We start from the raw sequence: 22,081 nt of genomic DNA on the forward strand, positions 1-22,081 counted from the left end.
TCAGTCGTCCCGCTCCATCGTCGAGACGTACCGCTCGTCCATGAACGTGCTCTCGTCCAGCGAGGGGTACCCGCCGTCCGGCGTCCCCAGCTCCTGCCGTACGCCGCCGTCGCCGCCGAGCCCGCGCGAGGGTCCCTGGCAGCCCTGCACCAGCGCGATGCCCAGGGCGACCACCAGCGTCACGACGACGAACACGAACAGCCGCTGCCGGAGCAGCCGCGGATTGGCCGGCCGCAGCCCCGTCCCGGTCGGCCGGGACCCCGGACGACGGGAGCCGGTGCCGGACCGGGTCGTGTTCCGGGACGCCGGGGTGTTCCGGGGCGCCGGGGTGTTCCGGGACCCGGACCGGGAGGGCTGACCACCGCGCGGGGAACTGTCGCGGGAGGAGCCGCCGCGCGAAGCGGGCACGCCCCGGCCGTTCCGACCGGAGGACGGGCCACCGCCCTGGGAAGCCGGGCCGCGCCCGCCGCGCGGCGGAGGCGTCCCCTGGCCTCCCGGCCGGCGCTGCGCGCGCTCCGGGTAGGTGTCCGCGAGGCGGCCGGTGGGCCGCTCCGCCTCGGCGCCGCGCGGCGCCGGGGGACGGACGTCGGCGAGGCCCTGGGCCTCCCGCGCCGCGATCTCCTTGAGCCGCAGCGACAGTTGGAGCGTGCTCGGCCGCTCCTCCGGGTCCTTCGCCAGACAGGCGCGGACCAGCGGGGCCAGCGCGTCCGGGACGCCGTGCAGGTGCGCCTCCTCGTGCACGACGCGGTACAGCATCACCTCGGAACTGCCGTGCCCGAAGGGCGAGTCGCCCATCGACGCGTACGCGAGCGTGGCACCCAGCGAGAACACGTCCGTGGCCGGTGTGACCGCGGCGCCGCGCACCTGCTCCGGGGCGAGGAACCCGGGCGAGCCGACCGCCGTGCCGACGTGCGTGAGCGTCGAGGCGCCGGTCGCCCAGGCGATGCCGAAGTCGATGATCCGCGGCCCCTTCGGGGACAGCAGGATGTTGGACGGCTTGAGGTCCCGGTGCACCACACCGGCCTCGTGGACGGCGACCAGCCCCTCGGACAGGGCCGCGCCGACCGCGGCGACCTCGGCGGCGCCGAGCGGCCCCTCGTCGGCGACCTTGTCGTGCAGCGACGGTCCGGGCACGTACTGCGTGGCGAACCACGGCCGGTCGGCGTCGAGGTCGGCGGCCACCAGCCGGGCCGTACAGCCACCGCGGATGCGCCGGGCCGCCGAGACCTCACGCGCGAACCGCGAGCGGAACTCCTGGTCCTCCGCGAGGTCCGGCCGGATGACCTTCAGCGCGACCCGCTGCCCCTTCTTGTCGGAGCCCAGGTAGACCACGCCCATCCCGCCCGCGCCGAGCCGTCGGTGGAGCCTGAAAGAGCCGACGACGCGCGGGTCCTCGCGCCTCAGGCGCATCATCGCCATGTTCATCCCCGCTGCCCGGTCCTGTGACGTGCCACAGCTTACGTTTCCACGGCCGCCCGTGCGCAGAGGCCGCGCCCTCTCGAACCGATCGATTGTCAGTGCCCGGTGGGACACTTGAAGAGTGGTCAGGGGGCGCGTGAGCAGGCCTGGTTCACGCGGTGCCCGATCCCAACCGTCCGACACCGAAGGGGGATTGATCGCGTGAAGGGTGACCGTGTGGAGATCGTCGTGGACGCGGGGGACACGACGCGCACGTACGAGGTCGTGGCGAGCAGGGCCGGTCGCCGCGTGGAGACGGCGGTGCGCCGGGGGGTGGTCGAAGTGAGCGAAGTCACCCGAACCGGGGCCGTGGTGCGCACGGCCCGCTTCATGGCGAACCGGGTGCTCGCGCTGGTGGAACAGCCGGTGCCGCGGGAGGAGAGCTCGGAGAAAGCCGGACAGAGCGGGCGGCCCTTCCGGGATGTCCCTGAGACGTAGGACCCCGTCTCCACCCAGGGGAGTACGCAGTGGGGCACGGCTCATCCTCCGGGAGGCCCGGCAATCGGTACGAGGGCATGACGCCCGGAAAGCGCCGGACCCCTAGATTTGAGGTCAAGCGGCGGGTGCAGCACTCGTCCCCCGAGGTCAGACGCCCGCCGCTGCCAAGGACAACAGAAACGGTCAGGAGAGGGACCATGGCCCACACGGCACCGCGGACCGCGATCCGCACGCGGGAACACGGCGAGGGCCGTCGTCACCCGCTGGTGGCGACGCTGATGGCCCTTCCCCTGGCGGTCCTGCTCCTCCTCGTCTTCGACGGGTGGGAGACGGTGGCCACACAGGCGTCGTCCGTGGGCGAGATGCTGGGGCGCTGAGCGGCGACCCCAGGCCCGGAAGAGCGGTCCGGGCGGGGACATCCACCCATGAAACCCCGTGGGGACGGGGGTGCGGCGGACGGCAGAAAATGCCGGCGCAGCTGGGGAGCTGCGCCGGCATTGCCGTGCCCGCGAACACCGGGCACGCCACACGTGCCGCCGGTGGCCGGCCCGGACCGGGCGCCGGGACGCGCCCCCCGACCGGCATCAGCGCCGCGCACACCCCCACGTACGCTCCCCCCAGACCCGCACCCAGGGAGCCACGTGACCCCGGACCTCCTCCTGCCCGAACTCACCGCCCGCGCCGTCCGCATGGCCCACACCCGCACCCCCGCCTGCCCCTGCGCGGCCACCCGCACGCTCGCCCACCGCCCCGACGCCACCGTCGTACGCCACGCGGACACCGTCGCCAAGGCCCACCCCCCGGACTCGGACCCCGCCGAGCTGACCCTCCGCCTCGCCGCCGCCGCGCGGCGACCGGACGTCTTCCTCGCCCCGCTCGGCCCGACGCCCGCCCTCCTGCACGGCCGCCTCGTGACCTTCTGGCCGTACGGCACCCCCGTGGACCCGGACGACCCCGACGCCGCCCCCTGGGAAGCGGCCGCCACCCTGCTCGCCCGGCTGCACCGCACCCCGCTCACCGGCGCCACCGCCGGACTCCCCGTCATGCGCGGCCCGGCCAAGGCCGCCCTCGCCGTCGCCCGCCTGCGTGCCGCCGGGGACACCCCCGCCGCCGTCCCCGTACTGCGGGCCTGGGCCGCCCTGCCCCCCTGGGCGCGGGCCGAGGCGCCCCTGCCCGACGCCACCGCCCTCTGCCACGGCGATCTCCACCTGGGCCAGCTCGTACGTCTCCCCGACGGTTCCTGGCGGCTGATCGACGTGGACGACCTGGGTGTGGGCGTGCCCGCCTGGGACCTGGCGCGTCCGGCGGCCTGGTTCGCCTGCGGGCTCCTCCCGGCGCAGGAGTGGGCGCGTTTCCTCGACGCCTACCGCGCGGCGGGCGGACCGGCCGTCCCCGCCGGCGCCGACCCGTGGGCCGTACTGGACGTCCCGGCCCGTGCCCTCACCGTGCAGACCGCCGCGCGGATGATCGGCAGGGCCGTGGGGGAGCGGCGGCCCCTGGACGAGGTGGAGCAGTCCGTGGTCGACGCCTGCGCCCGCATGGCGGCCCTCCCGCCGGGGGAGCACCACGAGTCCGGGAAGTAGGGTGCAACCGACCGGAGCCGGACGAAGTCTGTCCTGGCGAAACGTGAAGCAGGGCCGACCGGCGAGGAGTTGAACCGATCATGCAGTGTCCCAAGTGTCGTGCGCCGATGCACACCTACAACCGCAACGGCGTTCAGATCGAGCAGTGCAGCGGGTGCCGAGGGATCTTCCTCGACTACGGCGAGCTGGAGTCGCTGACCCGTCTGGAGTCCCAGTGGGCCCAGCCCGCCCCGCCGGCGCCGCCCGCCGCCCCGCAGGCGTACCCGGCGGCTCCGGCCCCGCAGCCTCCGGCCTGGGGCGCCGCCCCGCACGGCGGCCACCACGGTAACCGCCGGCACAAGAGCTTCGGGCACATGCTGTTCTCGTCCTGAACGCCTGGTCCTCGGGGGAAGACCCCGAGGACGACCGAACCCCCGGCCGCTGTCCGCGGCCGGGGGTTCCGGTGTGGTGTGGACGATACTGGGATTGAACCAGTGACCTCTTCCGTGTCAGGGAAGCGCTCTCCCGCTGAGCTAATCGTCCTCGGGACCACGATCACTCCGAGGAGCGGATCATGGGCACTGCGTGCGCGATACTGGGATTGAACCAGTGACCTCTTCCGTGTCAGGGAAGCGCTCTCCCGCTGAGCTAATCGCGCGGGGGATCCGAAGATCCGGAATCCGTAGATCCGGGACGGAGGATCCAGTGGACGATACTGGGATTGAACCAGTGACCTCTTCCGTGTCAGGGAAGCGCTCTCCCGCTGAGCTAATCGTCCTTGGAGGTGGAGACGGGATTTGAACCCGTGTAGACGGCTTTGCAGGCCGTTGCCTCGCCTCTCGGCCACTCCACCAGGAGTGATGGGGCCCGGGAGGCCCCTCTTCCTACGAGCGGACGACGAGGCTCGAACTCGCGACCTCAACCTTGGCAAGGTTGCGCTCTACCAACTGAGCTACGTCCGCCTGTCGTTTCGGTCGGCTTGCGCGTCCCGGCGACGAACTGAACTCTAGCGGATTCCCGGGCCAGTACAAAAACCCGTTTGTGCAGCGTGCTGCGGTGCCCCTGCTCACGGGCGCGCTCGCGGCGCCCCGGCGGACACGACCGCGTCGCCCGCGATGCCCCCGCCATAGACTCGTGACGTGCCCGACCTCCCGCCTCTCGCCCGCTTCGGCGACCGCGTCGCCACCGGCCTCCTCGACGTCACCGACGACCCGGCAGCCCTGGACTCCCGGGGTTTCTGGGCCGTCTGCGCGGACTTCGAGGGCCGTTTGACCTGCGCCCGCTTCCGTGACGTACGCGAGGAGCCGGTGCCCGCGCCGGGCGGCTGGAGGGGCCCGGCGGTGGGTGACTGGACGTCGTCCCTCGACCGCGCGGCGTACACGGCTGCCGTCGGCCGCATCCGGGCGCACATAGCCGCCGGCGAGGTCTACCAGGCGAACCTCTGCCGCGTCCTGTCCGCGCCGGTGCCGGACGACGCCGACGTGGACGCCCTCACCGCCCTGCTCGCCCGGGGCAACCCGGCGCCCTATGCAGGAACGATTCGCCTCCCGGGTCACGGCGTGGAGATCGCCACCGCCTCGCCCGAACTGTTCCTCGGCCGCGACGGGCGGGTCGTGGAGTCCGGACCGATCAAGGGCACCGGACGCACCGAGGCGGACCTCCTGGAGAAGGACTACGCCGAGAACGTCATGATCGTCGACCTGGTCCGCAACGACATCGGCCGCGTCTGCGCCACCGGCACGGTCACCGTCCCCGACCTGTGCGCCGTCGAGAAGCACCCGGGCCTGGTCCACCTGGTGTCGACCGTACGGGGCGAGCTGCGGGCCGGCGCCGGGTGGCCGGAGCTGCTCGCGGCGGCCTTCCCGCCCGGCTCCGTCACCGGCGCGCCCAAGTCGAGCGCGCTGCGGATCATCGAGGCGCTGGAGACGGCGCCCCGCGGCCCGTACTGCGGCGGCATCGGCTGGGTCGACGCCGACCGCGGCACCGCCGAGCTGGCGGTGGGCATCCGCACCTTCTGGATCGACCGGGACGCGGACGGCGGCGCCGTGCTGCGCTTCGGCACCGGCGCCGGGATCACCTGGGGGTCCGACCCGGAGGGGGAGTGGCGGGAGACCGAGCTGAAGGCCTCCAGACTGCTCGCGGTAGCGTCGGGAGCGTACGAGGTGAGTGAAGGGACCAACAGGTGAAGATCTGGCTCGACGGCGGGCTGAAGGACATCGAGTCCGCCCGTGTCTCCGTCTTCGACCACGGACTGACCGTGGGCGACGGCATCTTCGAGACGGTGAAGGCCGTGGACGGGCGCCCGTTCGCGCTCACCCGGCATCTCGACCGGCTGACCCGGTCGGCCCGGGGCCTCGGACTGCCCGACCCCGACCTCGACGAGGTCCGCCGCGCCTGCGCCGCCGTCCTGGAGGCCAACCCGATGCCGCTCGGCCGGCTGCGCCTCACCTACACCGGCGGCCACGGCCCGCTCGGCTCCGACCGCGGCGAGCACGGCCCGACCCTCGTGGTCGCCCTCGGCGGGACCACCCGCCGCCCCGACTCCACCGCCGTCATCACCGTCCCCTGGACGCGCAACGAACGCGGCGCGCTCACCGGCCTGAAGACCACCTCGTACGCCGAGAACGTGGTCGCCCTCGCCCGCGCCCGCGAACAGGGCGCCTCCGAGGCGCTGTTCGGCAACACCGTCGGACAGCTCTGCGAGGGCACCGGGTCGAACGTCTTCGTCGTCCTCGACGGTGAGCTGCACACCCCGCCGCTCGCCTCCGGCTGCCTCGCCGGCATCACCCGCGCCCTCGTCGTGGAATGGGCCGGCGCCAAGGAGACCGACCTGCCGCTGGACGTCCTGGAGCGGGCCGAGGAGGTCTTCCTCACCTCGACCCTGCGCGACGTACAGGCCGTGCACCGCGTCGACGAGCGCGAACTGCCCGGGGCCCCGGGCCCGGTGACCGCCAAGGCCATGCGGATCTTCGACGAGCGTGCCGGGGCCGACCTCGATCCGTGACCGCGCCGAAATTCGGCTGAGCCAGGGCCCGTCAGCGGGTAGAACTCCGGTGATGACCACCACCCTGCGGCCGGCCGAGCCGCTTCAGCAGAACGCCGACGGGACCCGCTCGCGCCGCTACCAGGTGTGCGTGAACAGCCGTCCCGTCGGCGGGATACACCTCGGCACCCATCCGGTCTTCGGCGACGCCGTGGCCCGGATCATCAGCCTGGCCATCGAGGAACCGGACCGCCGGCGCGGCCGGGGCACGGTGGCCGCGCTGGCCGCCGAGGAGGTGGCGCGCGGCTGGGGCTGCCGCCGCATCGAGGCGACGGTCCCCGCCGGCGCCGGGTCCGCCCTCGGCCTCGCCACGGCGCTCGGCTACGTCGTGCGCAACCGCAACATGGAGAAGCCCCTCGCCGCCGCGCCGCCCGCGCTGCCGCCGGGCAGCACCGCCCGGCCCATGACGGACGCGGAGTTCGGCCCCTGGCGGGCCAGGGGCACCGAGGAGTACGTGCGCACCTGGGTCGCGCGCGGAGTGCCGGAGGCGGAGGCGCGCGCCAAGGCGGCGACGGACGACACCGAGCTGCTGCCCGACGGCCGCGCCACCGAGGGCATGCTCTTCACCGTCCTCGAACACGAGGGGACGGCGGTCGGCACCCTGTGGCTGGCGATGCGCGGGGAGGGCGCCTACGTCTTCGACGTGGAGGCCGACGCCGCCCACCGCGGGCGCGGCCACGGACGCACGCTCATGCTGCTCGCCGAGGCCCAGTCGATCGCCGCGGGCAAGCGCGTCCTCGGCCTCAACGTGTTCGCCGGCAACACACCGGCCGAGCGCCTCTACGACTCCCTCGGCTACGACACGACGCGCTACACCCTCTACAAGCCGCTGGTGTAGCAGCCGCGCGGGCGCCGGGAGCGGCCCCCGGGCGCCCTGGGATCAGCCGTCCTGCCCGGCCGCCAGCAGCCGGTCGGCGATCTCCTCGACGCGCTCGCGCAGGCCCTCCTGGCTCTTGCCCCCGTCCAGCCGCTCACCGCCGATGACGTACGTCGGGGTGCCGGTCACGCCGATCGCCTTGCCCTCCGCCTGGTCGGCGTCCACGATCAGGATGTGCCGTCCGTCGATCAGGGCGGTGTCGAACTCCTCCGCGTCCAGACCGAGTTCGGCCGCGACCTCGACCAGGAAGGCCTCGCCCCGGCGGTCCAGCTCCTCGACCCGCGCCAGCACCGCCTCGACGTACGGCCATCCGCTCCCCTGCTCCAGCGCCTCCTCGGCGGCCTGGGCGGCGGCGAAGGAGTGCTTGTGCTTCTCCAGGGGGAAGTGCCGCAGCCGCAGGTCCAGCCGGTCGCCGTAGCGGGCGCGCAGGGCGCGGAGGTCGTCGAGGGCACTGCGGCAGTCCGGACACTGCAGCTCGCACCAGACGTCGAGGACGGGCGCGGCGGGACGGGCGGGGGAGGAGTCGCTCATGCCCCCAGTCTCCCAGCCGGGCCCCGGACCACCCAATCCGACCTCGCGCTCGGCCTCACCGGCCCGTGCGCCGACCGAGGCGGCCGGTCACGGGGTCCGTGGCACGGGGGACCCACGGATGATCCCGACCCGGAGATGTCCCTGATGTCCACCCCGCGGCATGGCCCCGCGGGGTCCGCCAGGTGCAGGATGGAAAGGACGGGGCACCCCGCCGCGACCGCACCCTGCCTTTGGAGGACCGGATGATTGCCGAGACAGTCTGCGCCGCCGTGTCCGCGGCAGGCCTGGGCATCGCCGTCATCACGGCCTACCGCAAGCGTTTCCTCGCGGCGGCCCGCATCGCCGCCTACTCGCTCGTTCCCGTCGCCCTGGTGATGACCGGCGTCGTGGACTGGCTCGCCGACACCGCCTTCAGCCCGACGGCCTGGGCGGGCTTCGGACTGCTGGGCCTGTCCTGGGTGCTGTTCGCCACGACGCGCGCGGTGGAGCGCCGGCGCGGCGGCACCCGCAAGGAGCGCAAGGCGGCCCGGGCGGCGGCGGCCCCCGAAGCGGTGGCCCCCCGGGCTTCGGCGCCCTCCCTGGACCGGGGCACCCGCCCGGCCGCCCGGCCGGCGCCCGCCTCCCGGGGCGAGGACGACTTCAGCGACATCGAGGCCATCCTCAAGAAGCACGGCATATGACCGTGCCTCACCGCGGGTGAACCGGGCGGGGACCAGCGGAAACGTCACAGGGTGTCCCCGGAGCGCCAGGAAGTGATCACAACCCGTACCGGAGATCGCGGATTCGGCGAACTCGCATGCTTTCCGTGAGTGTTGATCGCGTCGGGCGCTCCGGATGCGTCATCATCGCGGCGAGATGCTGGACACGACACAGAGCGATGCCGCGCCGCCGCAGGACGAGCCGCGCGGATGCCTCTTCGCCCTTTCCCAGCCACCGCTGATGATCTTCCTTGCGGTGATCGGGTGTCTGCTGCTCACGGCTGCCCTGCACGACCTGCTGTGGCTGTGAGCCGTACCCGCGGTACCCGGCGTCACCCGTCGGGACCGCGTCGGCACGGCATCGAAAGCCCCACCGTCCCGCCCGGACGGCACCCGGTTCGACCGCGCCCGGCCTGGCGGAGCCCGCCCGGTCAGCCCGCCGCCTCCTTGCGCCGCGCCCGGTAGGCGGCGACATGCAGGCGGTTGCCGCAGGTACGGCTGTCGCAGTACCGGCGCGAGCGGTTGCGGGAGAGATCGACGAAGGCGTGCCGGCAGTCCGGGGCCTCGCAGCGCCGCAGCCGCTCCTGCTCCCCGGCGACCACGAAGAACGCCAGCGCCATCCCGCAGTCGGCGGCCAGGTGGTCGGCCACGGAGGCGCCGGGCGCGAAGTAGTGCACATGCCAGTCGTAGCCGTCGTGGTCGGTGAGCCGGGGAGTGGTCCCCGCGGCCGCGATCAGCTCGTTGATCAGCCCGGCGGCGGCGCGGGCGTCGGCGGCGGCGAAGACCGCCGAGAACCGGGAGCGGATCTTGCGGACCGCGGCCAGGTCGAACTCCGTGAGCACCCCCACCTCGCTGACCTGGTGCTGCTGCACGAACACCTCAAGAGCCGCGACGTCCGGCAGTCCGTCCGGAGCCGTGTCCTCCTCCGGTGCGGTGTTCACCAGATCCACCACGGTGTCGAGTGCGCACCGGGTGTCGTGGGTGATCAGCACGATTAGCTCCCTGGCCTGGGGGGTCGGGCGGGCGCCCGCCGATGCTGGCCGATGGTAGTGGCTCCGGCGTGCACCGCACCTCCCCGCTCCGCACATGGCTTCGAATCCAACGCCGGAACCCCCGCCGCCGTTCCCGCCCACCGACCGAACCACCCCGTACACACCGGCCGGCCCACCCCGACACGCCGGCCGACCCGCCCCGACGCACAGGCCGACCCGGCCCGACACACCGGCCGACCCGCCCCGACGCACAGGCCGACCCGGCCCGACACACCGGCCGACCCGCCCCGACGCACAGGCCGACCCGGCCCGACGCACGGCCCGCATCCCCCGACGCACGGCCCGGAACGCCCCCTACGCCCTCCCCGGAGTGCACTTTGACACGCCCCCCGCAGCACCCCGGGCGCACGGCCCAGAGTGTCCCGACACGACCCGGGCGCCCCCCGACGCAAGACCCGGAACGCCTCGGCCGCTCGGCCCGCAGCACCCCGACGCACGGCCCCTACCGCCCCGCCGCACGCGGCTCGCGTCGCCGCCCCCCGGCGTACGACCCAGAACGCCCCGGCCGCACGGCCTGATGCAGCACCCCGGGCGCACGCCCGGAAAACCCCGGCCGCACCGCTCCCGGCCCCCCCAGCACCCGCGACGCACGGCTCAGGGGCGCCCCGGACAAGCGTCCGGGGCGCCCCTGAGCCGTCCGCGCGGCGCCGCGCGGCGCACAACGGCGCCTCCCCGCGGAGTCCCGCGGCGTCGGCGCCGGTGCGTGTGAGCCGTATACGGATGCCCGTATGCGGTGGTGCAGGCCCGAGCCGTCACCCCGAGTCGACGGCGCCGGGCTGTCCTGAGGCTCCCGCCTAGCTTTCCGCCAGGATGTGCGAGAGCTCCTGATCGAGATCGAAGTGCCGGTGTTCCGTGCCGGGCGGCACGGCGGCGTCGGTGCGCTTCAGGAAGGACTCCAGAGCGCGTGCCGGGGCCTCGAGCAGCGCCTCTCCCTCCGGCGAGCTCAGGGCGATGCAGACGACGCCCTGACCGTGGCTGCGCGACGGCCAGACGCGGACGTCGCCGGTGCCCGTGGGGCGGTGAAGTCCCTCGGCGAGGAGGTCGCGGGCGAACACCCACTCGACGGTTTCCTCGGCTCCGGTGTGGAAGGTGGCGTGCACGGCGTAGGGGTCGGCCGTGTCGTACCGCAGGCCTGCGGGGACAGGCAGGGAGGACTCGCTCGACACAACGAGGCGCAGGTGCAGCTCGCAGCTGACCGTGGTGTTCATAAGCGCCAGGGCCTTTCGCTCAGTGTGCGCTCGGGGATTCGCACGTCGGCGAAATCGACATGCCACCTACGGTGCCGTTGTAAACCCCTCTGAGTGTTTTGCGTGTGTTTACGTAACTCTTCCGGCCGAGAGATCGTTCGCGGCCTGCGTCCATTCCGGTGATGTGATTCGCTCGGGTAGTGTTTGGCTGTATGAACACGGGGAGTAGCAAACCCGGCGAGGCCGCCGTGGCGGCCCACGGGGCGACGCGTGACGAGAGCGAGAGCCGGGACGAGCGGGGGCTCGGCTCGAGGGCGCCGGAATTCATCAAGGCACGGCGTGCACTGCACCTGAGCTGGCAGGTCGGCGTCTTCATCGTCGGCCTCGCGGTCGTGGTGACCGGCATCATCATGCTGCCGTTGCCCGGTCCGGGGTGGGTGGTGATCTTCGGCGGCATGGCGATCTGGGCGACCGAGTTCGTCTGGGCCCAGCTGGTGCTGCGCTGGACCAAGCGCAAGGTCACCGAGGCGGCGCAGCGCGCCCTGGATCCCAAGGTGCGGCGCCGGAACATCATCCTGACCTCGATCGGTGTGGTGATCGTGGCCGTGCTGGCGGGGATCTACCTGTGGAAGTTCGGTCTCGTGATGCCCTGGAAGATCAAGGACCAGTGACCCGCGGCGGGGGTGGGTCCTCCCGCCCCCGCTGGTCACGGGCACCCGCTGACATGGGGTAATGTTCTTCCTGCGTCCGGGCGATTAGCTCAGTGGGAGAGCGCTTCGTTCACACCGAAGAGGTCACTGGTTCGAACCCAGTATCGCCCACCGGATCAAGATGACGGCCCGGCTCACGATTCGTGAGCCGGGCCGTCTCGTCGTGTGCGCCCCGTGCTCGTCCGGGGCGAGGCCAGGCGGTGGCCGGGCCGTTCCGCTTCCGGCCGCCTTCATCCAACCGTAACCTTCCCCGCCGTCCGCCCCGGCCGGCCCGCCGGTGTTCGATGGGTCGGCCGCGGGGCGCCGACCTGCGCATTTCCGCCCGAGGTCAGGGCGGCGGCCGACGCGGTCGCCGCTTCCGCCGGGACGAGGCGGCCATGAATTCCTGTCCGAATCATTGACGTGCCCGTAGGCCCTCCGTAACTTGTGGCAGCAAGCGCTTACTTGAAACGATTCATGGGGCGGAAAGCGAACGTCGCGGGAGGCTCGAATGCAGCAGGGCAGGGACGCGGAGGGGCGTACCGGTAGGCGGACGATCCTCAAAGCGGCGGGGGCCTCGCTGGCCGTCGCGGGGCTGGGTGCGACGGCCACCGCCTGCGGTGGCGGCAGCGGCTCGGGGGACGGGACGGTGACGATCCGTTACTCCTGGTGGGGTGCCGAGGACCGGGCCGAGCGCATCAACAAGACCATCGCGCTCTTCGAGAAGAAGTACCCGAAGATCAAGGTGAAGACCGACTTCCAGCAGTACACCGACTTCTGGAAGAAGTTCAACACCCAGGCCTCCGGCGGGAATCCGCCGGACGTCTTCCAGAATGCCATCGGTTTTCTCCGCAAATACGACGCGAAGAATGTGCTGCTCGATCTCGGTGAGCAGGTGAAGGCGGGCAATCTCTCCATGGGCGGCTTCCGGGCGGGCCTGGAGAAGTTCGGCGAGGTCGACGGCAAACTCCTCGGTGTGCCGGTCGGCTCCAACTCGCTGGCCCTCGTCATCGACAAACCCGTCTACACCAAGGCCGGCGTCACCCCCGAACAGGGCTGGACCTGGGACGACTTCGACGCGGCGATGGTGAGGATCCGCGACCGGGCGGGCCGGGCCGGGGACAGCGGCATGTACGGCGTCATGTACCTCTACGACCTGTACCTGCGCCAGAACGGCAAGGCGTTCTTCACCGAGGACGGACTCGGTTTCACCGAAGCGGATCTGACCGAGTGGTGGACCAAGGCGGAGAAGGGCGTGAAGACAGGCCTGTACGCCGACGCCAAGAAGGTCGTCCAGGTCAAGCCCAAGTCTGCCCTCTCCGCGGAACTCGCGGGCAGCGAGTTCACCTGGGACAACTTCACCGTCCGCTACACCTCCGAGGGCAAGAGCGAGTACGGACTCGCCCCCATTCCCACCACGGACGGCAAGAAGACCGGCCAGTACCTCGGCTCCCTGATGCTGAGCGCCTCCAAGCGCACCCAGCACCCCAAGGAGGTCGCCCAGTTCATCGACTTCATGGTGCACGACCCCGAGGTCGCCAAGATCATGGGCTACGACCGCGGCGTGCCCGCGACCGAGGCCCAGTACCAGGCGTACCAGCCGACCGACCCGGTCAACCAGGCGATCGCCGCCTACGAGGAGTCCCTCGTCGAGGCGGGCGTGCTGGAGACCATCACCCCGCACCCGAACGGCGCCGACATCTGCGAGGCCGCCTTCCTGCGCATCGCCGAGGAGATGGCCCTCGGCAAGCGGTCCGTGAGCGAGGCCGTCGAGCAGTTCTTCACCGAGTCGAAGACGGCTCTCGCCGGCTGATGGGAAGCGCCGTGACACACGCCCCTGCGACGGAGGTCCCGACGACGGACCCCGAGCCGCGGCACGGTCCGGTGAAGTCCCCGCGCCCCGCCGCCCTCAAGCGGCGGGGCCGCCGGGAGAACCTGGCCGGCTACCTCTTCATGTCCCCCTGGATCGCCGGATTCCTGCTGCTGACGGCGGGGCCGATGGTCGCCTCGCTCTACTTCGCCTTCACCGACTACAACCTGTTCGACGCGCCCCGGTGGATCGGCCTGGACAACTTCTCCGAGATGTTCTCCGATCCGCGCTGGCGCCACTCGGTGCAGGTCACGCTCTGGTACGTCGTCGTCGGCACGCCCATCAAGCTGGCCGCCGCCCTCGGCGTGGCCCTGCTGCTGGCGCAGAAACGGCGCGGACAGGCCTTCTACCGGGCGGCCTTCTACGCGCCCTCGCTGATCGGCGCGAGCGTCTCCGTCGCCATCGTGTGGAAGGCGATCTTCTCGGACGACGCGGTCGTCGACCGTACGCAGAAGCTCTTCGGCGTGGATGTCGGCGGCTGGACCGGTGACCCGGACCTGATCATCTACAGCCTGGTGGCGCTGACCGTCTGGCAGTTCGGCGCCCCGATGGTGATCTTCCTGGCCGGCCTCAAGCAGGTGCCGCGCGAACTGTACGAGGCGGCGGACGTCGACGGGGCGGGCAGGTTCCGGCAGTTCTGGAGCATCACCCTGCCGATGATCTCGCCGGTGCTGTTCTTCAACGTCCTGCTGGAGACGATCCACTCGTTCCAGATCTTCAGCTCGGCCTACATCGTCGGCGGCGGCGCCGGGGGCAACGCCTGCGGTCCGGCCGACGGTTCGATGGTCTACACCTGTTATCTGTATGTCCAGGGCTTCGAGAACAGCCGGATGGGCCTGGCCTCCGCCATGGCGTGGATGCTGCTGGTCGCGGTCGCCCTGGTCACGGCGGTGCTGTTCTGGTCCCAGAAGCGCTGGGTGCACTACGAGGAGGGCGGCCGATGAGCGCGCAGGCCACCGACGTCAGGCCGGCCCCGTCCGCGAAGGGGGCCCTGCGGCGCAGGCTGCCGGGCTCGCTCGCCTGGCACCTCGGGTCGCTGGCGGTCCTCGCGGTGATCCTCTACCCCGTGATCTGGGTGGTCGGCGGCTCGTTCAAGAGGAGCGAGGACATCATCGGCAGCCTGGACCTCTTCCCGGCCGACCCGATCATCGCCAACTACACGAGCCTCACCGACGGCATCGCGGACATCTCCATCTCGACGTTCTTCGTCAACTCACTGCTGCTCGCGGTCGGTTCCGTGGTCGGCATCCTGATCTCCTGCTCGCTGACCGCGTACGCCTTCGCCAAGATCAGGTTCGCCGGGCGCAATCTGCTGTTCACGCTGATGATCGGCACCCTGCTGCTGCCCTACCACGTCCTGCTGATCCCGCAGTACGTGCTGTTCCGCAACATGGAGATGATCAACACCTACACCCCGCTGCTGCTGGGCAAGTACCTGGCCACGGAGGCGTTCTTCGTCTTCCTGATGGTGCAGTTCATGCGCAACCTGCCCAGGGAACTCGACGAGGCGGCCCGCCTCGACGGCTGCGGGCACCTGCGCATCTACTGGTCCATCGTCCTGCCGCTGTGCCGGCCGGCCCTGATCACCAGCGCCATCTTCACCTTCATCAACGCCTGGAACGACTTCATGGGCCCGCTGATCTACCTGAACGAGCCCAGCAAGTACACGGTCTCCCTCGGTCTGAAGATGTTCGTCGACCAGGAAGGGCTCGCCAACTACGGCGGCATGATCGCCATGTCGCTGGTCGCGCTGCTGCCCGTGCTGGCCTTCTTCCTGGCCTTCCAGCGCTATCTGATCGACGGCATGGCGACCTCCGGACTGAAGGGCTGAGTGAGCGGTGATGTCCCTGGCGCGCACCGAGTCGAGGTTCTGGGGGCGGTTCGCCCTCTTCGCCGAGTGCCTGCTCACCGGCGTCTGGGTCGCGGTGGCCGCGCTGCCGCTGGTCACCTACCCCGCCGCGCTCGCGGCCGGCGCCCGGCACCTCGGCCGGCACCTGGCCCACGAGCCCGGAGGATGGCGGGAGTTCGCCGCGGACTTCCGCTCGGCGGTGCGCGGGGGCTGGATCGTCGGGCTCGCCGGCTGGGCGGCCGTCGCCGCCGTCTGGTTCGACCTGCGGGCCGTACGGGCCGGGCTGCCCGGCGGCGCGTTCGTGGGAGCCGTCGGCGTGTTCGCCCTCGTCGGAGCGGCGGCCGCGCTGTTCCGGGCGGCGGCGCTCTGGCGGCCCGGCACGTCCTGGCGGCCGCTGCTCGCACGGGCCGGCCGGCACACCGTACGGGACCCGGCCGGGTCCTTCCTGATCGTCGGCGGACTGGCCGTGGTGGTCTGCTCCGCCTGGTTCAGCGCGCCGCTGGCGGTCCCCGTCCTCGGGGCCGTCGTGGCCGCGGCCGTCGCCGTGGAGGAACGCCACCGGCACCGCTGACGGGCGGTGCCCCCTCGTCGCGAGGTCGGCGCTCCGGCGCCGCACCTCTGTCCGTCATGCCCTGTCATGCCCTTGACACCCCTGCTCGTCGCTCGGAAAGGAAAGGCCATGTCCCCCATCCCCCGCAGATCCCTGCTCAAGGCGGCCGCCGTGGCCGGCGCCGCCGCCCAGTTCAGCTGGGCCCTGGGAACGCAGAACGCCTCCGCCGCACCCCGGGCCGAAGCCGCCGGCGCGGACCTGGTGACCCTGGACTGGCTGGAGGACGGCGGCCTCGGCGCGGCCCCCGGCTCCACCGTCGGTGTGCCCTGGCCCAGGGGAGCCCACCAGGAGGACCAGACCTTCGCGCTGACCGACACCGACGGACGGCCCGTCCCCGTCCAGTCCTGGCCCCTCGCCTACTGGCCCGACGGCTCCCTCAAGTGGACCGCCCACGCGGTGGCCTCGGGCACCGGCAGCCTCACCCTGACCGCGGGGGCGCCGGCCGCGCCGGAGAAGCAGGTCACCGTCGACCGGCGCGGCGGCACCATCGACGTCTCGACCGGCGTCATCACGGCCCGGATCGGCACCTCCGGCACCACCCTCGTCAAGTCGGTCGTGCGCGGCTCCACCGAGATCGCCCGCAACGGACGCCTGGTCGTCCTGCGCCAGCCCGAGGCCGAGGACGGCGACCAGACCACCGTCCGCACCGAACGCTTCGACGGCGCCGTCTCCGACGTCACCGTCGAGCAGGAGGGCCCGGTCCGCGCCGTCGTCCGCGTCGACGGCAAGCACCGCAGGGGCAGCCGCGGCTGGCTGCCGTTCTCCGTCCGCCTCTACTTCTACGCGGGCGCCGACTCCTTCCGCATGGTGCACACCATCACCTTCGACGGGACGCAGGAACCCGGCAGGGCGAGCGGCGACTTCGTCCGCGGCATCGGCGTCCGCTTCTCCGTCCCGATGCGCGACGAGTCCTACGACCGGCACATCCGCATCGGCGGCGAGGGCACCGGTCTGCTCCGCGAGGCCGTCAAGGGCATCACCGGACTGCGCCGCGACCCCGGGATCGCCGTGCAGCAGGCCCAGTTCGAGGGGAAGAGGCTCCCCGACCCCTCCACCTGGGACCAGCGGGTCACGACCCGCCTGCAGTACATCCCCGAGTGGGGCGACCACACCCTCTCCCAGCTCTCCGCCGACGGCTTCACCCTGCGCAAGCGCACCAAGAAGGGCCACGGCTGGATCGCCGCGGGCGGCGGCCGGCGCGCCTCCGGCTTCGGCTACGTCGGCGGGGTCAGCGGCGGCCTCTCCTTCGGCCTGCGCGACTTCTGGGAGAAGCACCCCGCCCAGCTCGACATCCGCGACGCCCACACCGACGAGGCCGAGGTCACCCTCTGGCTCTGGTCGCCCGAGGCCCAGCCCATGGACCTGCGCTTCTACCACGACGGCATGGGCCAGGACACCTTCCCCGAACAGATCGAGGGCCTCAACATCACCTACGAGGACTACGAGCCCGGGTTCGGCACCCCCTACGGCATCGCCCGCACCTCCGAACTCCTCTTCTGGGCCAACGACTCCACCCCGAGCGCCGAGAGGCTCGCCGAACAGGTCGAGGCCGTCCGCGTCCTCCCGCAGCTCGCCGCCCCGCCCAAGCAGCTCATCGGGGCGGGTGTCTTCGGCAAGGGCCTCTACTCCGAACCGGACCGCTCCACCCCGGCCAAGGCGAGGATCGAGGACCACCTCGACTTCCTCTTCACCTACTACAAGGACCAGGTGGAGCAGCGCCGCTGGTACGGCTTCTGGGACTACGGCGACATCATGCACACCTACGACACCGTCCGGCACCAGTGGCGCTACGACGTCGGCGGCTACGCCTGGGACAACTCCGAACTCTCGCCCGACCTGTGGCTCTGGTACGCCTACCTGCGCTCCGGCCGCGCCGACATCTTCCGCTTCGCCGAGGCGATGACCCGCCACACCGGCGAGGTCGACGTCTACCACCTCGGCAAGTGGGCCGGCCTCGGCACCCGCCACGGCGTCCAGCACTTCGCCGACAGCGCCAAGCAGCAGCGCATCGCCAACACCACCTACCGGCGCTACTACTACTTCCTCACCGCCGACGAACGCGTCGGCGACCTCATGCACGCATGCGTCGACTCCGACGAGACCTTCCTCGCCCTCGACCCGCTGCGCAAGATCCGCACCGAGCCCTACACCCCCGACCGCAACGCCCTGTCGGTCGGCTTCGGCACCGACTGGAGCGGACTGGTCTCCGCCTGGCTCACCGAGTGGGAACGCAAGGGCCCGAAGTGGGAGAAGGCCAGGGCCCGCGTCCTGTCCACCATGGAGACCATCGCCGCCCAGCCCAACGGCTTCGTCCAGGGCAGCGGACTGTACGACCTCGACACCGGGAAGTTCGCCGTCGCCGAGACACCGAAGGTCGAGGTCTCCCACCTGTCGGCCGTCTTCGGCCTCAACGAACTGTGCGCCGAACTCATCGACCTGGTCGACATGCCGGAGTTCGCGGAGGCGTACTACGACTACTGCCGCTACTTCAACGCCACCAAGGCCGAACAGGCGGCACGCTACGGCAGCAACTTCGGCAGCCTGATCCTCTTCCAGGGCCACTCCCGCCTCGACGCCTACGCCGCCGTGCGGACCGGCGACGCGAAGCTGGCCGCGCGGGCCTGGGAGAAGTTCTACAACTCCGACGGGTACAAGGAATCCGCGCCCTGGAAGACCGAGAAGGTGAGCGGACCGACCGCCCTGGTCGCGGGCACCGAGGCCACCTGGGTCTCCACCAACGACACCGCCCTCTACGGCCTCGCCGCCATCGAGAACCTGGCGCTGCTGGGGGACCGGATGCCGTGACGGCACATCCCGGGCGCGGGCGGGCACACTCCGTCCATGGACTGGAACCACTACCGCTTCCGCACACGGTGGACCCTGCCCGCGCCCGCACCCGTCGTCTACCGGACCCTGGCGCGGATCGAGGACTACGCCCTGTGGTGGCCCCAGGTGCGCGACGTCACCCGGCTCGACGACACCAGCGGCAGCCTCCGCATCCGCTCGCTCCTCCCGTACGACCTGTTCCTCACGATGCGGGAGGGGCGCCGCGATCCGGCGGCCGGGGTGCTGGAGGCCGGCATCTCCGGCGACCTCGAGGGCTGGGCCCGCTGGACCGTCACCGCACGGGAGGCGGGCGGCTGCCTCGTCCGCTACGACCAGGAGGTGGACGTCCGCAAGCCGCTGATGCGGCGGCTCGCCGTTCCGGGGCGGCCGGTCTTCCGCCTCAACCACGCGGTGATGATGCGGGCCGGGAGGCGCGGGCTGGCCCGCCACCTGGAAGCGGTTTGAAGGAAGCCCGCCCGGACCTGTATTGTTCAGTGCGTTCCCGGGCGATTAGCTCAGTGGGAGAGCGCTTCGTTCACACCGAAGAGGTCACTGGTTCGAACCCAGTATCGCCCACCGGGAAAGCCGGTCCGTCCCCGACGGACCGGCTTTGTTGTTCCCGCACCCCGACCGGAGCGCCAGGAGCGCCCCGATGCCCCGCTACGCCGCCGCGGGCAGCCCCGGACGCAGCGGCCAGGCCGGGTCCACCACCTCCTCCGCGCCGTTGCGCGCGAACCACGCCTGGAGCCCCCGGGCCTGCGCCGCGTGCCACACCGCCTGGAGGGTGTGCAGCTCGCCGGGGGACAGCCGCTCCAGCCGGGACGCGAACCGCCGCCCGACCGCCCGGGTCACCTCCAGCGCCGCCACCGCGTCCGCCCCCGCGTCGTGCGCGTCCTCCAGCGCGACGCCGTAGTGCGCGCACAGGTCGGTGAGGGTGCGGCGGCCCTTGCGGTAGCGGTCCAGGTGCTTGTCCAGCACCCACGGGTCCAGCACCAGCAGCGGCGACCGCTCGAACCAGCGGTCCAGCGACGACGCGCGGTGCCGGCGCAACTCCCGGTCCAGCAGCGTGAGATCGAACGGCGCGTTCATCACCACCACCGGGCGGCCCACCGCGGCCTGCTCGGCCAGCGCCTGGGCCACCTCGTACATCACCGGCGCCGGCCAGCGGCCGTTGCGGTGCAGGTGTTCCTCCGTCAGCCCGTGCACCTCCGTCGCCGCCGCGGGCACCGGCACGCCCGGATTCACCAGCCAGCGGGTGATCCGCGGCCGGGCGCCCGGGGCGTCCTGGACGACGACCGCGGCCGACACGATCCGGTCGGCCTCGACGTCCACACCCGTCGTCTCCGTGTCGAAAGCGGCCAGCGGCCCTTCGTACCAGCACGCCATACCCACCAACCCCTTGGTCACCATCGGCAGTTGACGCACCGTCCACTGCCCGAACCGGTGATACCCGGCCTGTTTGCGCCGTACGCCGGAAGGAGACAACAGGAGTACGGGTCCTCGCAGTTCAGCGGCCCGCACCGGGGACACCACTGTTCTGGAAGGCTGTTGGCCATGGCCATCGCGCAGCCCGAACGGGGCGGGCTGCTGCCCGAGCGCACGCCACCCTCTCGCGGCACCCTCGCCACCACCGCCTGCATGGAGACGTTGCAGGTCGGCTACCTCCACGCCGTCGCGGCGGCCGCCGGCTGCTCGCTGTCCCAGCCCTTTCCGGACAACGGCATCGACTGGCACGTCAGCCACAGCGCCGCCGGGCACACCGTCGACGACGAGGTCACCATCAAGGTGCAGCTGAAGGCGACCTACCAGGTCGCCCCGAACCCGCCGGGCCGCTCCTTCTCCTTCACGCTCGACAACGCGCACCTGGCGAAACTCGCCCGCACCCCGGTCTCGGTCCACAAGATCCTGGTCGTGATGATCGTGCCGCGCGCGCAGGACGACTGGCTGCGCGCCGGCCACGACCGGCTCGACCTGCGGCACTGCTGCTACTGGACCAACCTGGCCGGACACCCGCTCACCGGCCGCACCCGCACCACCGTGCGGATCCCCACCGCACGCATCTTCGACGACCGGGCGCTGTGCGAGATCATGACGCGGGTCGGGACGGGAGGAACACCGTGACGCACCGCCCGACCGGGGAACCCCTGAGGTCCGTACGCCCCCACCCCGCCGACGCCGTCCTCGACGGCCGGCCGCCCGAGGCCGCCGACATCGACCCCGCCGTGCTCACCGCCCTCCTGCACCGGCACGGCTGGCGGCGGCGCGGCGGCGCCGCCGGACGCTACGGCCGCTGGACCCCGCCCGGACCGGGCACCGGCACCAGCCTGCTGGTGCCGGAGAGCCGCGCCTTCCCCGACAGCGAGGACCTGCTCACCGAGGCCCTGCACGCCCTGTCCCGCAGCGGTACGGCCTCCGCCCGCGAGATCCTGCTCTCCCTCGCCGTGCCCAGCGACGAGATCCAGTGGTGGCGCGACATACCCGCGGGCCCCGGCGGCGCCACCCCCTGGACCGCGGAGGAGCGGCTGCGCTCCGCCGCCCGCAGGACCCTGCTCGCCGCGGCGCTCGCCACCCGCGCGCGGGCCGGGTTCCACGGCGCCCGGCACCGCCGCTCCGCCGCGGCCGTACTGGAGAGCGTCCTGGTCGGGCCCGCACCGGGCGGCCGTCTGCTCACCGCGTTCGCCCCCGTCACCACCGGCCGCTCCCTCGCCGTCCGCCTGCACCACGCGCTGCACGCCACCCGCGAGGCCATCGACTACCGCCGCGCCACCGGCGGCATGGACGCCTTCGACACCGCCGTCGCGGTGGGCGTCAGCCATGAGCTCACCGAGGCCCTGGTCGCCCTGGTCCGGGGCACGGAAGGCGCCCGGATCGGCGTGGCCTGGGCCCCGGCGGCCGGCGTGCCCGAGGGCTGCTCGGCCGCCCCGGAACCCGTCGAGTTCTCACCCGGCGACCTGCCCGTCCTGCGCGAGGCCGGCCGGCGCTACCGGCACGCGGAGCCGTCCGTGACGGTGCGGATCACCGGCGCCGTGGTGCGGATGCACCGGTCGGGACCGCGCGGCGAGGGCATGGTCCGGCTGCGCGTCCTGGCCGGTGCCGAGGTCGGCCACGTCCGGGTCGTGCTCGGCGAGGAGGACTACCGCATCGCCGGGCACGCGCACCTCGTCGGGCTGCCGGTGCGGGTGCGCGGGCGGCTGGAGAGCCGGGGCGGCTTCCGCCGCCTCACCGGCGCCGGAGAGCTGGCCCCGGTGCAGGTCGACGAGGCCGAACGGGACCGGCTGCTGAAGGCTCTCCAGGAGCACCTGGACTACTTCGGCGAGGCCTGCGGCCCGGACTGCGGAGACTGATTTCGCGGAGGGCGCTCCCGGGTCGGTACGATCGCACCCATGCGTGC

At 72.3% G+C, this 22,081-nt stretch carries 23 protein-coding genes and 7 tRNA genes; 20 read left to right on the top strand and 10 right to left on the bottom strand.

What is annotated here, in order from left to right; translation table 11 throughout:
* Positions 1-1,425, bottom strand: a complete 1,425-nt coding sequence (locus FHX78_RS28840) for a serine/threonine-protein kinase (RefSeq protein ID WP_145870320.1) — start codon at positions 1,423-1,425, stop codon at positions 1-3.
* Positions 1,426-1,620: 195 nt separating this feature from the next.
* Between FHX78_RS28840 and FHX78_RS28845 the strand changes: the two genes are divergently transcribed.
* From FHX78_RS28845 to FHX78_RS28860, 4 genes are all read left to right on the top strand, one after another.
* A complete protein-coding gene (locus FHX78_RS28845; RefSeq protein WP_145870321.1) occupies positions 1,621-1,896 on the top strand; it encodes a hypothetical protein in 276 nt (91 codons plus the stop codon).
* A gap of 197 nt (positions 1,897-2,093) precedes the next feature.
* Positions 2,094-2,273, top strand: a complete 180-nt coding sequence (locus FHX78_RS28850) for a hypothetical protein (protein ID WP_145870322.1) — start codon at positions 2,094-2,096, stop codon at positions 2,271-2,273.
* Positions 2,274-2,537: 264 nt separating this feature from the next.
* Positions 2,538-3,479, top strand: a complete 942-nt coding sequence (locus FHX78_RS28855) for an aminoglycoside phosphotransferase family protein (protein ID WP_145870323.1) — start codon at positions 2,538-2,540, stop codon at positions 3,477-3,479.
* Between the two features lie 80 nt (positions 3,480-3,559).
* Complete coding sequence (locus FHX78_RS28860; protein ID WP_145870324.1) at positions 3,560-3,850, top strand: TFIIB-type zinc ribbon-containing protein; 291 nt, start codon at positions 3,560-3,562, stop codon at positions 3,848-3,850.
* Positions 3,851-3,929: 79 nt separating this feature from the next.
* On the opposite strand, the gene FHX78_RS28865 is transcribed toward FHX78_RS28860, so the two are convergent.
* The 5 genes from FHX78_RS28865 to FHX78_RS28885 all read right to left on the bottom strand — a co-directional run bounded on the left by FHX78_RS28865 (position 3,930) and on the right by FHX78_RS28885 (position 4,420).
* Positions 3,930-4,001 (bottom strand) — tRNA-Val (locus tag FHX78_RS28865).
* 43 nt (positions 4,002-4,044) lie between these two features.
* A tRNA-Val gene (locus FHX78_RS28870) sits at positions 4,045-4,116 on the bottom strand.
* A gap of 48 nt (positions 4,117-4,164) precedes the next feature.
* Positions 4,165-4,236 (bottom strand) — tRNA-Val (locus FHX78_RS28875).
* Position 4,237: 1 nt separating this feature from the next.
* Positions 4,238-4,311: transfer RNA gene (locus tag FHX78_RS28880), tRNA-Cys, on the bottom strand.
* A gap of 36 nt (positions 4,312-4,347) precedes the next feature.
* Positions 4,348-4,420, bottom strand: a tRNA-Gly gene (locus FHX78_RS28885).
* 177 nt (positions 4,421-4,597) lie between these two features.
* On the opposite strand from FHX78_RS28885, the gene FHX78_RS28890 reads away from it, so the two are divergent.
* The 3 genes from FHX78_RS28890 to FHX78_RS28900 are packed head-to-tail and all read left to right on the top strand — an operon-like array spanning position 4,598 to position 7,339.
* Complete coding sequence (locus FHX78_RS28890) at positions 4,598-5,644, top strand: chorismate-binding protein (protein ID WP_145870325.1); 1,047 nt, start codon at positions 4,598-4,600, stop codon at positions 5,642-5,644.
* Positions 5,641-6,462 (top strand): aminotransferase class IV, encoded by an 822-nt coding sequence (locus FHX78_RS28895; protein ID WP_145870326.1) that lies wholly within the window; start codon positions 5,641-5,643, stop codon positions 6,460-6,462. Before FHX78_RS28890 ends, FHX78_RS28895 begins: the two co-directional genes overlap by 4 nt.
* 52 nt (positions 6,463-6,514) lie before the next feature.
* Positions 6,515-7,339: a GNAT family N-acetyltransferase gene (locus tag FHX78_RS28900; RefSeq protein ID WP_145870327.1), complete on the top strand. Its 825-nt coding sequence runs from the start codon at positions 6,515-6,517 to the stop codon at positions 7,337-7,339.
* Between the two features lie 42 nt (positions 7,340-7,381).
* Here FHX78_RS28900 and FHX78_RS28905 read toward each other — a convergent pair whose 3' ends face one another.
* Positions 7,382-7,909, bottom strand: coding sequence for a DsbA family protein (locus FHX78_RS28905; protein WP_167531879.1), 528 nt, complete (start codon positions 7,907-7,909; stop codon positions 7,382-7,384).
* 242 nt (positions 7,910-8,151) lie between these two features.
* On the opposite strand from FHX78_RS28905, the gene FHX78_RS28910 reads away from it, so the two are divergent.
* On the top strand, positions 8,152-8,589 hold the full coding sequence (locus FHX78_RS28910; protein ID WP_145870329.1) for a hypothetical protein: 438 nt from the start codon (positions 8,152-8,154) through the stop codon (positions 8,587-8,589).
* A 175-nt stretch (positions 8,590-8,764) separates the two neighbouring features.
* Positions 8,765-8,917 carry a hypothetical protein gene (locus tag FHX78_RS36930; RefSeq protein WP_166461450.1) on the top strand — a complete coding sequence of 51 codons (153 nt, stop codon included), beginning with the start codon at positions 8,765-8,767 and terminating at the stop codon, positions 8,915-8,917.
* 121 nt (positions 8,918-9,038) lie between these two features.
* On the opposite strand, the gene FHX78_RS28915 is transcribed toward FHX78_RS36930, so the two are convergent.
* Both FHX78_RS28915 and FHX78_RS28920 read right to left on the bottom strand, forming a co-directional pair.
* Complete coding sequence (locus FHX78_RS28915; protein WP_145870330.1) at positions 9,039-9,599, bottom strand: CGNR zinc finger domain-containing protein; 561 nt, start codon at positions 9,597-9,599, stop codon at positions 9,039-9,041.
* Between the two features lie 854 nt (positions 9,600-10,453).
* On the bottom strand, positions 10,454-10,867 hold the full coding sequence (locus FHX78_RS28920; protein ID WP_004002642.1) for an SsgA family sporulation/cell division regulator: 414 nt from the start codon (positions 10,865-10,867) through the stop codon (positions 10,454-10,456).
* Positions 10,868-11,058: 191 nt separating this feature from the next.
* Between FHX78_RS28920 and FHX78_RS28925 the strand changes: the two genes are divergently transcribed.
* The 9 genes from FHX78_RS28925 to FHX78_RS28965 all read left to right on the top strand — a co-directional run bounded on the left by FHX78_RS28925 (position 11,059) and on the right by FHX78_RS28965 (position 19,266).
* Entirely contained in the window at positions 11,059-11,517 is a 459-nt protein-coding gene (locus tag FHX78_RS28925) for a TIGR02611 family protein (protein ID WP_145870331.1), read from the top strand.
* Positions 11,518-11,595: 78 nt separating this feature from the next.
* A tRNA-Val gene (locus FHX78_RS28930) sits at positions 11,596-11,667 on the top strand.
* Between the two features lie 379 nt (positions 11,668-12,046).
* Positions 12,047-13,348, top strand: coding sequence for an ABC transporter substrate-binding protein (locus FHX78_RS28935; protein WP_145870332.1), 1,302 nt, complete (start codon positions 12,047-12,049; stop codon positions 13,346-13,348).
* Positions 13,348-14,349 carry a carbohydrate ABC transporter permease gene (locus FHX78_RS28940; RefSeq protein WP_167531880.1) on the top strand — a complete coding sequence of 334 codons (1,002 nt, stop codon included), beginning with the start codon at positions 13,348-13,350 and terminating at the stop codon, positions 14,347-14,349. The genes FHX78_RS28935 and FHX78_RS28940 overlap by 1 nt, the downstream gene beginning before the upstream one ends.
* Complete coding sequence (locus tag FHX78_RS28945; RefSeq protein ID WP_145870334.1) at positions 14,346-15,236, top strand: carbohydrate ABC transporter permease; 891 nt, start codon at positions 14,346-14,348, stop codon at positions 15,234-15,236. Before FHX78_RS28940 ends, FHX78_RS28945 begins: the two co-directional genes overlap by 4 nt.
* Positions 15,237-15,246: 10 nt before the next feature.
* Entirely contained in the window at positions 15,247-15,825 is a 579-nt protein-coding gene (locus FHX78_RS28950) for a hypothetical protein (protein WP_145870335.1), read from the top strand.
* A 108-nt stretch (positions 15,826-15,933) separates the two neighbouring features.
* Positions 15,934-18,669 carry an exo-rhamnogalacturonan lyase family protein gene (locus FHX78_RS28955; RefSeq protein WP_145870336.1) on the top strand — a complete coding sequence of 912 codons (2,736 nt, stop codon included), beginning with the start codon at positions 15,934-15,936 and terminating at the stop codon, positions 18,667-18,669.
* 36 nt (positions 18,670-18,705) lie between these two features.
* Complete coding sequence (locus FHX78_RS28960) at positions 18,706-19,155, top strand: SRPBCC family protein (RefSeq protein WP_145870337.1); 450 nt, start codon at positions 18,706-18,708, stop codon at positions 19,153-19,155.
* Positions 19,156-19,194: 39 nt separating this feature from the next.
* A tRNA-Val gene (locus tag FHX78_RS28965) sits at positions 19,195-19,266 on the top strand.
* Positions 19,267-19,350: 84 nt separating this feature from the next.
* Here FHX78_RS28965 and FHX78_RS28970 read toward each other — a convergent pair.
* Positions 19,351-20,076, bottom strand: a complete 726-nt coding sequence (locus FHX78_RS28970; RefSeq protein WP_145870338.1) for a 3'-5' exonuclease — start codon at positions 20,074-20,076, stop codon at positions 19,351-19,353.
* Positions 20,077-20,244: 168 nt separating this feature from the next.
* Here FHX78_RS28970 and FHX78_RS28975 point away from each other — a divergent pair, with 168 nt between their 5' ends.
* On the top strand, positions 20,245-20,811 hold the full coding sequence (locus tag FHX78_RS28975; RefSeq protein WP_145870339.1) for a DUF4365 domain-containing protein: 567 nt from the start codon (positions 20,245-20,247) through the stop codon (positions 20,809-20,811).
* Positions 20,808-22,034 carry a hypothetical protein gene (locus tag FHX78_RS28980; RefSeq protein ID WP_145870340.1) on the top strand — a complete coding sequence of 409 codons (1,227 nt, stop codon included), beginning with the start codon at positions 20,808-20,810 and terminating at the stop codon, positions 22,032-22,034. The genes FHX78_RS28975 and FHX78_RS28980 overlap by 4 nt, the downstream gene beginning before the upstream one ends.
* Positions 22,035-22,081: the final 47 nt, after the last annotated feature.

Origin of the sequence: Streptomyces capillispiralis, assembly GCF_007829875.1 — a bacterium.
GTDB lineage: Bacteria > Actinomycetota > Actinomycetes > Streptomycetales > Streptomycetaceae > Streptomyces > Streptomyces capillispiralis.